Source organism: Bacillus salipaludis (assembly GCF_004358205.1).
Map to the genome: position 1 here is coordinate 303,464 of NZ_SMYO01000008.1, position 9,612 is coordinate 313,075.

Here is a 9,612-nt window from a genome sequence, read left to right on the forward strand (position 1 = left end):
ACATTATTATACATTGCCGGCCGGCTAGCGTCACCATGCACCGAAATAGCGGATGGTTTTTGCAGCCGTTTTGGTCCCTAATGTTAAACATTGTTGGATCGATTGTCCCTGCAATGTTCCATAAATAAAGCCGGATATAAAAGAGTCACCTGCTCCCATCGTATCAACAACATCGGCCTCTAACACTCCGCACTGGTAAAATTGCTCGCCATCGTAAGCAATCGAGCCATTTTCTCCTAACGTAGCCACCGCCACCCTAGAACCTTGTTTTTTAACCTCCTTTAAAAATCCCCTGATATATTCATCATCCTTTATATAAGAAAAGAAGGAATAGTCCACAAAGGCGGGCAATGTTTTAACCAGACCATGCTCTAACTGGTCTGAAAAATCAAACGCCGTGAGCAATCCTTTTTGTTTAAAAAGAGGATAATACCATTCAACATGTCCCCAAATTCCAGCATGAACAAGCTGATGGGTGTGAATAAACTCCAGTTCGTCATCGGTTAAGGTAAACTGAGCCATTACTCCTTCATCATAATCCCCAAAACGACGATCATTATCAATCAATTCAACATGAGTAACCGCTGTTTTCCCGTCCTTCTTCGCGAGAAATGTCGTATCCACGCCCTTGCCCTGGACCGCCTCAATCATTTGATCACCATATTGGTCATTCCCAACCCAGCCGATATAGGAAGAGTCCGCCCCCAACTCCTTTAAGTAGACAGCAACATTTACAGGGTTTCCTCCGGGATACGCCTTCCCGCTTGCAAGATAGACATCCATACAGTTATCTCCGACTGTTACAATTCTCATTCTTACTCCCGCTTTCTTTTAAATTGAAGAACGAGCACTACTAGGTAGTGCTCTTTAAAATTCTTAATATTCTACTTTACGATAGTATCTTCTTAGCTCTAATGGGTGGTTTCTCTCCCGCTCAAGGTAAACGCTAATGCGGCTTAACACTGCCCAGTTTATGCTGACAGAAAAATGCTTTCTAAATTCTTCGCTAATACCCGGCATTTCAAAGTTTTTTGTATCAATAACAGTTAATTGGCTGGTAATCTTTTCAGCAAATCTTTCAACACGGTCCATCAGCGGTCTCGTTTCATCTTCCCCTTTAAGTAAAATAACACTAGTATCTTCGAGCACTAGTTCAAGCGTGCCATGGAAAAATTCCGCTGCATGGATAGATTTCGCATGAATCCATTGCATTTCCTCCAAAATACACATTGCATAGGAGTAAGTGTTCCCCCATAGATTACCTGAACCGACCATCATGTGGTAATCGGTATCCTTATGTCTAATTGCAAATTCCTCTGCTTTTTTATCAAAAGCCTTTACAGCATTAAGAATTGCTTGCGGCAGCAAGGAGACTTCCCTTATAAACTGCTCATATTGTGGAAATTCATTTTTGTTATGCATGAATCGGAAAATTACCATGTATAGCAGCATAAAGAATGTATCAAAAGAATGCTTTTCAGAACCGGTTGTGATACAGTAATCCACTACCTCGGTTAATGGAGTATTTGGCTCCGCAACCAATGCAAGCGTAGTAGCTCCTCTTTCTTTACAAAACTCAGCAGCAGCAACGGTTTCTTGTGTTGTTCCCGATACGGAGGTAAAGATACAAACCGAATTCTTTGAAAAATGTCTATGGTTCATGACCATAAATTCTGCCGCAATTTCAGCATGAACATCAATCGTTGAATTTGATTTTAAAATATATTCATAGGGATACATCATCGCAATCGTTCCACCAGCACCAATCAGGAAAATATTGCTGTACCCTTTTTGACAAATTGAATCAACGATTTCTTCGATTTGCCCCTTAAATGCAAGCCCTTCTTTTTCCACAAGCTTCAGGAATAACTCTTCATCAAATTTTAACATGGCGTAGTCCTCCGAAAAAGTTTATTTGTTATGTCTTGTATTATAATTAAACAATACAAATTATACAATTGTTTTTTTAAAAAAATTTTTAGGAAGCTAGTTCTTGATGAACCAACTTCCTAAAATCATTACGCTACTAAATTTCCGTCCTTGCCGTTCTTAGATCCATATCTTTTTTCCCAGTAGAAATAGACTGGCAATCCTGTGGCAATGACAATAAATGCCGCAATCATCCCTTGCCATGGAGCCCAAGTAAAGGTCCCCCACGCAAGCCATGATGCTCCAAGAATGGCTAATATCGTTGTTAATCTCCACATCGGCATCCGGTAGATTGGATTATAGTCATCCCGTTTGCGGCATTTATAAACCGCGGCAAAGTCTAAAATATTGATCACCAATTGAATTAAGGTAAAATATCCAAGCAAAGTGGTTAAATTCGTTGCAAACACAAGAATACATGCATACGTAACCTGAACAATAATTGAAAAACTAGGTGTTTCATATTTAGGATGTACTCGTCCAAAACGTTTAAAGAACAGCCCGTCCTTTGCCATTGCATATTCTAAGCGCGGCTGAAACATAATACAGGAACTTAATGAACCTAAAATAACAATAATGGCAGTAATCGCTACAAAGGATGAAGCTATATGTGAAAGCCCCGGTATATACTTAACGGCATCTGAAACAGCTGCACTTGAGTGGATTAATTTATCAAAAGGCATTAATCCCGTTACACAAACGGCTAGCAAGGTATATAAAATTAACACAATAAAGACAGAACTAATTAGTGCACGCGGAAGAATTTTTCCCGGATTTTTAAATTCACCTGCCATAAAACAAATGGCTGCCATACCCGTGTAGGCCCAAGTGGTCGCAGAGACACCGCCAATTAGACTTGTTTTTACTGCACCACCATGAGGTGTATACGAGAAGTTTCCCGTGTTCATGTACATCAAACCTAATGCAATAACGATTAAAAACGGAATAATTTTTACAGCGGTAATAATCACCTGAAAAAGACCGCCTTCTTTTACACTCCGATAATGGATCGAGGTAATCACCAATATAATGGCAACCCCTAATAATTTACCGGCAAATCCAGAGAAGAATGGAAAAAAGCTGGCTAAATAAGATACAACGGCTAAAGCCATAATCGAAATTGATGGAGGATCTAGTGCCCAGAAGGTTGCCCATCCATATAAAAAGGCTAAAGGTCTCCAGCCTGCTTTATTCAGGTAAACGTAACCGCTTCCATTTTGGGGATAAGCTGTTGATAACTCAGCAAGAACCATTACTTGCGGGATGGCGATAATGCCGCCGATAATCCAAGCTAAAATAGAAATCGAAGGGGTTCCGGCTGCTTTGGCGACATCTCCGGAAGAGACAAAAATACCTGATCCTACAGTCGTTCCAACAGCAATTGCTAAAGCCGACCAAAAACCGAGCTTTCGTGTTAGCGTAGTATTACTCATAAAGAGTTCCTCCAAATTATCAGATTATAAGATTTCTAATTCATTTAATTTCTCTAATGATTTCTTAACGGCATCTTGTGGATTTTGATAATAACTTGATCCCATAATCTCGAGGGTACATACCCCTTCATATTGATGGTTTTGAAGGCTTTTGACATATTCTCTCCAATTTAGGTTTCCATCATCTAAAGCAAGGTGAGAATCTGTCTCACTATCGCCATCGATTAAATGGAAATGACTTAACTCTGGAAGCATCGAAAAATAATCATCCGGTGTTTCACCCGCCAGCTGCATGGCCACGGTGTCAATCATCCCTTTTAATGAAGGAGATTGAATTTCTTCAATCATTCTCTTTAGTCCAGGTGTGTCAATAATGAGATTGGACTCAAATTTCGTTAATGGTTCAAGCGCAAGAGTGATTCCTTCCTGCTCAGCTGCTTTGGAGATTTGAAAAATAGAATCGCTTGCATACTTCCAAGATTCTTCTTGTGTAAGGGAAAAGTCACCGATTCCGGAAGTAATCAGCATTTTATCCGTCTCCAATTCGACGGCAGCATGTAGATTTTCAATAAAATAATCAATGCTCGCTTTTCGCCACGGTGAATCCGATGTGGCAAGATTAAAAGGATAGATGCATTGTTCTGGAGTATAACAGACAATCTCCATATTTCTTGCTTTAACCTCTCTCTTAATCTCTCTTAAATTACTAAGCAGATTTCGATAGACATATAAATGTGGCCCACCGGCCCATAATTCAATACTACTTATATTCAGGCGATCCATACAATCCAAGAAATATCGGAAAGGATAATGCCTAAAAGTAATATTCATTCCTGCTATTTTCAACATATTAAACCTCCCTTCAGGTGAACCTTATTTATTTGTTATGTCTTGTATTATAATCAACTAATACATTAAATGCAATGAATATTTTAAATATTTTTATTGAGCGGAATTTGACAAAAAAGATTAATCTTTTTTGTCCAGTTCCCTTTTCTAAAATAATTTTTTTCGACAAAATTCGGGTGGTGCCAGGCACCTTTTTTTATTTTTCTAAAATAACTTTTTGTCATCGATTGATTCATTTTGAAAAAACTAGAAAATGTCCAAACCCCTCTTCAATACTTTAATTAACTAATTTATTAGACTAATAACTTTAAAAAGGTTGGAGAAATTTTGTTGACACTGAAAAAACAACACTTTTATACTATAATCAATTGTTAAATTTATCTGAAAATTCCAACCAGAAATAATCGGCTTTGATATGTAAATTTGCAAATTTTTGGAGGTGTATAAAGGATCAGTATTTTGACAATTTGATGAACTGTTGTCCTATTTTTTTGAAAGCGCTTGAATCAATCTAACTTAATTTCAGAGGAGGTATTATATGCTCGATATCAATGTAAAGCAATCTCCAAGAACTGAACAACAAGAAGCTACAACAACCCCTACATTGCAAAGAAAATTAAAAGCACGACATTTGACGATGATTTCATTAGGCGGTGCAATCGGAACTGGCCTTTTCCTGGGCAGCGGCCCCGCCATTCACGCTGCCGGACCTGGTGGAGCCTTAGTCGCTTATACTTTAATTGGAATCATGGTTTATTTTATTATGACAAGCCTAGGAGAACTTGCGACATTCATGCCGGTTAGCGGTGCATTTAGTACTTATGCTACCCGATTTATTGATCCAGCTCTTGGATTTGCCTTAGGCTGGAATTACTGGTATTCCTGGGCGATATGCCTTGCTGCAGAGCTTACAGCTTCAACAATGATTATGAAATTTTGGTTTCCTCACAGTTCCTCATTTTTATGGAGCCTATTCTTTTTAGTTACTATTTTTTTGCTAAACTATTTATCAGTTAAGGGATATGCAGAAGGGGAATATTGGTTTTCATTAATAAAGGTCGTTACGATTGTCATTTTTATTGGTATCGGTTTACTCATGATTTTTGGTATTATGAACGGAAAACCAATTGGATTCAAAAACTTTACGATCGGTGATGCACCGTTTTCAGGCGGATTTATGGCTACGTTAGGCATTTTCATCGTTGCTGGTTTCTCCTTCCAAGGAACGGAAGTCATCGGTGTTGCAGCAGGTGAAAGTGAAAATCCCGTGAAAAACGTACCCCGCTCGATTCGCACGACTTTTTGGAGGATTTTCTTATTCTATTGTCTATCAATTTTTGTAATCGGTTTAATTATTCCTTATACCACTAGCAGTTTGGCAGGAGATACGGTCATGCTCAGTCCCTTTACGCTAGTATTTAAAAAGGCTGGACTTGCGATTGCAGCATCATTTATGAATTCAGTTATCTTAACAGCGGTATTGTCCGCAGGAAATTCATGTCTTTATGTTACGAGCCGGATGTTATTTGCAATGGCCCAAGAAGGGCAGGCTCCTCGACTTTTTACCAAACTCAATAATCGAGGCGTTCCCGTCCCTGCAATCATTGCAACAACCCTTGTAGGGATGTTGGCCTTCCTTTCTTCCTTCTTCGGGGATGGCGCAGTGTATATATGGCTGATGAATTCAGTCGGTGTAACAGGATTTATTTTTTGGCTAGGAATTGCTGCCAGCCATTATCGCTTCCGAAAAGCCTACGTTGCACAAGGATATTCCTTAAAAGATCTTCCTTATCGTTCTAAATGGTTCCCGTTCGGCCCAATCTTTGCTTTTGCTCTTTGTTTAATCGTCCTATTGGCCCAAAACTATCAGGCCTTTTTAAGTGACCATATTGATTGGGGTGGTGTAATTGCTGCCTATCTCGGCATCCCGCTCTTCCTTGTCATGTGGCTTGGATATAAATTTATTAAGAAAACAAAGGTTATTCCGTTGGAGGAATGCAGGATTGATTTTGATGAACACCGTAAAGCTTAATTGAAGGAATGTTTTTAAATGCTCCAGTTTTCATATAAGGGGTTCCATTTTCGGATAATTTCTTGAAAATGGAATAAGAAATGACGTGTGCATGGACACACGTCATTTCTCTATTTATTCCCCTTGTGAAATATGCAGTATATTATAAATAGTTCCACTCATTTCTTTTACCTGGCTTATATCACTTAAAAAGTAAAATACATCATACTCCCACTTATCTGGATTATAGATTACGATATATTCTGTATGAATAATCGTTGGAATACTTTCCGCTATTTTATCCTTTAAGTTATTTAGACTTTCTTGTTGTGGTATTTTTCTTGTGATTTGAAATAGATATTGATTTTCTTTTATTTTAGATGTAGTAGTATCGATTAGTGGAATTCCGACATTTACTCGCTGCCATCCAAAAGAATTCAATATATTATCATAAGGTCCATTAAACAAAAACTTATTTAGCCCATTGCTGCCTTTCCAAAGATATAAGGGGCAATAACTATTTTGCAGATTTTGATTTAGGCCTTTTTCAGTTACTAAATATAGTTTAAATTTTAGGTCCTCAAATCCATCTGTTTTATGACCATTAGTTATTACCCTATCTCTAATGATCTTCATATCATAATCACTCGGTAATGTAATTTTGTATTGTGTTGCAATCATTCATTTTCCCTCCCTCTCTAATTTGGAAAAATATAGATTTACCAACCCCAGTAAATCATAAATCGGGAAATTTTATAAGTTTGATTTACTTTTTTAATACTAATTGATAGCATGCAAATGCATCCGCTTCTTTAAAACCCTCTTTACGATATAGCTCCTTTGCCCCTTCATTTTCTCCATTAACTGAAAGAATTGTTCTTTTGTAAAGATTGTCCCTGGCAAATTGAAGAGAAGCCCTAAGTAAAGTTCTCCCTAAGCCTTTTCCTTGATATTCCGGCAATATCGCAAGCGGTCCAATATTCAAAATTGGCTCGTCCTCATGCTTATCAGCGGCACCTCTGACCACCCCAACTGGTTTTTCCTTATGAAATAGGATTTTCATTCCACCTTCAAGGTAATCATCACTAGCAACCATTATCTTAACGTTATCAGGTGTGATCGGTGTTTCACTCCCCTTTAGGTTGGCAAACCCCGCGTTTCGAACTTTACACCAAATTTCTTCATCCTTTCCTGGCCTGAAAGTTTTGATCGTATAATCGCTGGGAAAAGTAACCTCGGGGACGTCTAAGGCCTCTCTTACCATCAGGAAGGAGTATCGTTCTACAGTAAAACCTAGTTGTTCTAGCGATTTAGACAGAGGTTTATTTTTCACCGGGATAAAAAGAAAGATTTTATCTAACTCTTTTGTATGATTTAATATGGACTGTAAAAGCAATGGGAAACACTTTCGGTTCTTTTTCTGGGAATGAAGAATTCTAAATCGTGCTGTTCGTCCTCTTTGATTGTAATCGTCCATGATCAGGGATGCGGCCGCAACCATCTTCCCCTGTTTATTGGTCACCATATAGGTAGGATTCTCTTTATTCGGCATAAATTTATTTAGTTCTTCATCGTAAAGATAAGAGCCGTCAATCTCATTTCCATGTTTTTTACAGTAATCTATGAAGTCATTTATTTTTTCGCTATTTAATGCTTCTACTTTCATTTTATCCCCCCACAAAAACAACTGTTTATTCTATATATGTTTTTTCGTTTGTGGGTATGATATGGTTGATATTCATTTAAGGAGGGATTGTTTGTGTCAGAATTAGAGCCATTAGAATATCCAACCGGCACGGCCATACGGGATTACGATATTATCGAAATTACCAAGACAACTGAGGGCTATGAGGTATTTCTTGATATTAATTTAGATAGCGGCTATAGCTTGACTGGGACAAAATTAGAGATAACGGATGAGGATTTAACGGGATATGAAACCAATGAAGTAGAGGAAGCGATTAAATACGCATTGGGGTTCTTTGAGGAATCATTGAGTTGATGGCTTGTATTCTGGGTGCCCGTGTTAGCAATTTTTTAGACTATTAGGGCATCAAGAGTAGAGCTCGATGACTGTATTTTGATTTTTTGGAGTGTTCGGGAATCTAGATGGACTTTCGGTTACCGTAGAAGCTGTTTTTTTCGGGTTTGCGGGCACCGAGAACCGCTTTCGGTTACAATGACCGCTGGTTTATCCAGCATCCGGGCATCTAAATTCAAAAAAGTCCAATTCGATTTCGAATTGGACTTTGATTTTTACAATTTCAAATTTTTATGGGCCTAAATGGACTCGAACCATCGACCTCACGCTTATCAGGCGTGCGCTCTAACCAGCTGAGCTATAGGCCCTTAATTGGAGCGGGTGATGGGAATCGAACCCACTACATCAGCTTGGAAGGCTGAGGTTTTACCAGTAAACTACACCCGCATATCACAATTTTATAAAAAATGGCTGGGCTAGCTGGATTCGAACCAACGAATGACGGAGTCAAAGTCCGTTGCCTTACCGCTTGGCTATAGCCCATCGATATAAATAATGGGGCGGATGATGGGAATCGAACCCACGAATGTCGGAACCACAATCCGATGCGTTAACCACTTCGCCACACCCGCCATAATCAAATATTAAATTGGTAGCGGCGGAGGGGATCGAACCCCCGACCTTACGGGTATGAACCGTACGCTCTAGCCAGCTGAGCTACACCGCCATGGAATTGAATTACCTATTTCAATATAATCTTATAAAATTGGAGGCGGCAACCGGATTCGAACCGGTGGTAAAGGTTTTGCAGACCTCTGCCTTACCACTTGGCTATGCCGCCAAAAATGTGGAGCGGAAGACGGGATTCGAACCCGCGACCCCCACCTTGGCAAGGTGGTGTTCTACCACTGAACTACTTCCGCATATTAAAGCTTATGGTACTTCTCCAATTTTGTTACAATTCATTTAAAAATGGTGAGCCATGAAGGACTCGAACCTTCGACCCTCTGATTAAAAGTCAGATGCTCTACCGACTGAGCTAATGGCTCGTTTATGGTGGAGGATGACGGGATCGAACCGCCGACCCTCTGCTTGTAAGGCAGATGCTCTCCCAGCTGAGCTAATCCTCCATTATAATGTAAGTTATTTTCACTGTTTCGACAAAACTATGGTGACCCCTACGGGATTCGAACCCGTGTTACCGCCGTGAAAGGGCGGTGTCTTAACCGCTTGACCAAGGGGCCGCTGTTTAAAAATTTTCAAAAATAATAGCCCCATAAAGGGCTTAGCCTGGCAACGTCCTACTCTCACAGGGGGACAGCCCCCAACTACCATCGGCGCTGAGAAGCTTAACTTCCGTGTTCGGTATGGGAACGGGTGTGACCTTCTCGCCATTATTGCCAGACTAT

Annotated in this window: 8 protein-coding genes, 10 tRNA genes and 1 rRNA gene; 2 read left to right on the forward strand and 17 right to left on the reverse strand. The window is 39.5% G+C overall.

Going from position 1 to position 9,612, the window contains the following annotated elements; all coding sequences use genetic code 11:
* Positions 1-30 precede the first annotated feature (30 nt).
* The 4 genes from frlD to E2K98_RS18660 form a co-directional block, all read right to left on the reverse strand.
* The gene (frlD, locus tag E2K98_RS18645) at positions 31-813 is read right to left on the reverse strand and encodes a fructoselysine 6-kinase (RefSeq protein ID WP_133336748.1); all 783 of its coding nucleotides are present in this window, start codon (positions 811-813) and stop codon (positions 31-33) included.
* Positions 814-876: 63 nt separating this feature from the next.
* Positions 877-1,890, reverse strand: coding sequence for an SIS domain-containing protein (locus E2K98_RS18650; RefSeq protein ID WP_133336750.1), 1,014 nt, complete (start codon positions 1,888-1,890; stop codon positions 877-879).
* A 128-nt stretch (positions 1,891-2,018) separates the two neighbouring features.
* Entirely contained in the window at positions 2,019-3,362 is a 1,344-nt protein-coding gene (locus E2K98_RS18655) for an amino acid permease (protein WP_133336752.1), read from the reverse strand.
* 24 nt (positions 3,363-3,386) lie between these two features.
* The gene (locus E2K98_RS18660) at positions 3,387-4,208 is read right to left on the reverse strand and encodes a sugar phosphate isomerase/epimerase family protein (protein WP_133336804.1); all 822 of its coding nucleotides are present in this window, start codon (positions 4,206-4,208) and stop codon (positions 3,387-3,389) included.
* 541 nt (positions 4,209-4,749) lie between these two features.
* On the opposite strand from E2K98_RS18660, the gene E2K98_RS18665 reads away from it, so the two are divergent.
* The gene (locus E2K98_RS18665) at positions 4,750-6,243 is read left to right on the forward strand and encodes an amino acid permease (protein WP_133336754.1); all 1,494 of its coding nucleotides are present in this window, start codon (positions 4,750-4,752) and stop codon (positions 6,241-6,243) included.
* 114 nt (positions 6,244-6,357) lie between these two features.
* Here the strand turns inward: E2K98_RS18665 and E2K98_RS18670 are convergent, their stop codons facing one another.
* Positions 6,358-6,903, reverse strand: coding sequence for a DUF4865 family protein (locus E2K98_RS18670; RefSeq protein ID WP_133336756.1), 546 nt, complete (start codon positions 6,901-6,903; stop codon positions 6,358-6,360).
* An 85-nt stretch (positions 6,904-6,988) separates the two neighbouring features.
* Complete coding sequence (locus E2K98_RS18675; protein WP_133336758.1) at positions 6,989-7,888, reverse strand: GNAT family N-acetyltransferase; 900 nt, start codon at positions 7,886-7,888, stop codon at positions 6,989-6,991.
* Positions 7,889-7,981: 93 nt separating this feature from the next.
* Between E2K98_RS18675 and E2K98_RS18680 the strand changes: the two genes are divergently transcribed.
* Positions 7,982-8,224, forward strand: a complete 243-nt coding sequence (locus tag E2K98_RS18680; RefSeq protein ID WP_133336760.1) for a hypothetical protein — start codon at positions 7,982-7,984, stop codon at positions 8,222-8,224.
* Between the two features lie 273 nt (positions 8,225-8,497).
* Here the strand turns inward: E2K98_RS18680 and E2K98_RS18685 are convergent.
* The 11 genes from E2K98_RS18685 to rrf form a co-directional block, all read right to left on the reverse strand.
* Positions 8,498-8,571: transfer RNA gene (locus tag E2K98_RS18685), tRNA-Ile, on the reverse strand.
* A 5-nt stretch (positions 8,572-8,576) separates the two neighbouring features.
* Positions 8,577-8,650, reverse strand: a tRNA-Gly gene (locus E2K98_RS18690).
* A 21-nt stretch (positions 8,651-8,671) separates the two neighbouring features.
* Positions 8,672-8,746 (reverse strand) — tRNA-Gln (locus E2K98_RS18695).
* Between the two features lie 13 nt (positions 8,747-8,759).
* Positions 8,760-8,835, reverse strand: a tRNA-His gene (locus E2K98_RS18700).
* A gap of 18 nt (positions 8,836-8,853) precedes the next feature.
* A tRNA-Met gene (locus E2K98_RS18705) sits at positions 8,854-8,930 on the reverse strand.
* A gap of 40 nt (positions 8,931-8,970) precedes the next feature.
* Positions 8,971-9,044, reverse strand: a tRNA-Cys gene (locus tag E2K98_RS18710).
* Between the two features lie 7 nt (positions 9,045-9,051).
* A tRNA-Gly gene (locus E2K98_RS18715) sits at positions 9,052-9,126 on the reverse strand.
* 50 nt (positions 9,127-9,176) lie between these two features.
* Positions 9,177-9,252: transfer RNA gene (locus E2K98_RS18720), tRNA-Lys, on the reverse strand.
* 5 nt (positions 9,253-9,257) lie between these two features.
* Positions 9,258-9,333, reverse strand: a tRNA-Val gene (locus tag E2K98_RS18725).
* 39 nt (positions 9,334-9,372) lie between these two features.
* Positions 9,373-9,447: transfer RNA gene (locus E2K98_RS18730), tRNA-Glu, on the reverse strand.
* Positions 9,448-9,491: 44 nt separating this feature from the next.
* Positions 9,492-9,608 (reverse strand): 5S ribosomal RNA (gene rrf / locus E2K98_RS18735).
* Between the last annotated feature and the right edge of the window lie 4 nt (positions 9,609-9,612).

Bases quoted from the DNA above. Each gene is read 5' to 3' on its own strand.
- frlD (WP_133336748.1), bottom strand. From the start codon at position 813: ATGAGAATTGTAACAGTCGGAGATAACTGTATGGATGTCTATCTTGCA.
- E2K98_RS18665 (WP_133336754.1), top strand. From the start codon at position 4,750: ATGCTCGATATCAATGTAAAGCAATCTCCAAGAACTGAACAACAAGAA.
- E2K98_RS18650 (WP_133336750.1), bottom strand. From the start codon at position 1,890: ATGTTAAAATTTGATGAAGAGTTATTCCTGAAGCTTGTGGAAAAAGAA.
- E2K98_RS18675 (WP_133336758.1), bottom strand. From the start codon at position 7,888: ATGAAAGTAGAAGCATTAAATAGCGAAAAAATAAATGACTTCATAGAT.
- E2K98_RS18655 (WP_133336752.1), bottom strand. From the start codon at position 3,362: ATGAGTAATACTACGCTAACACGAAAGCTCGGTTTTTGGTCGGCTTTA.
- E2K98_RS18670 (WP_133336756.1), bottom strand. From the start codon at position 6,903: ATGATTGCAACACAATACAAAATTACATTACCGAGTGATTATGATATG.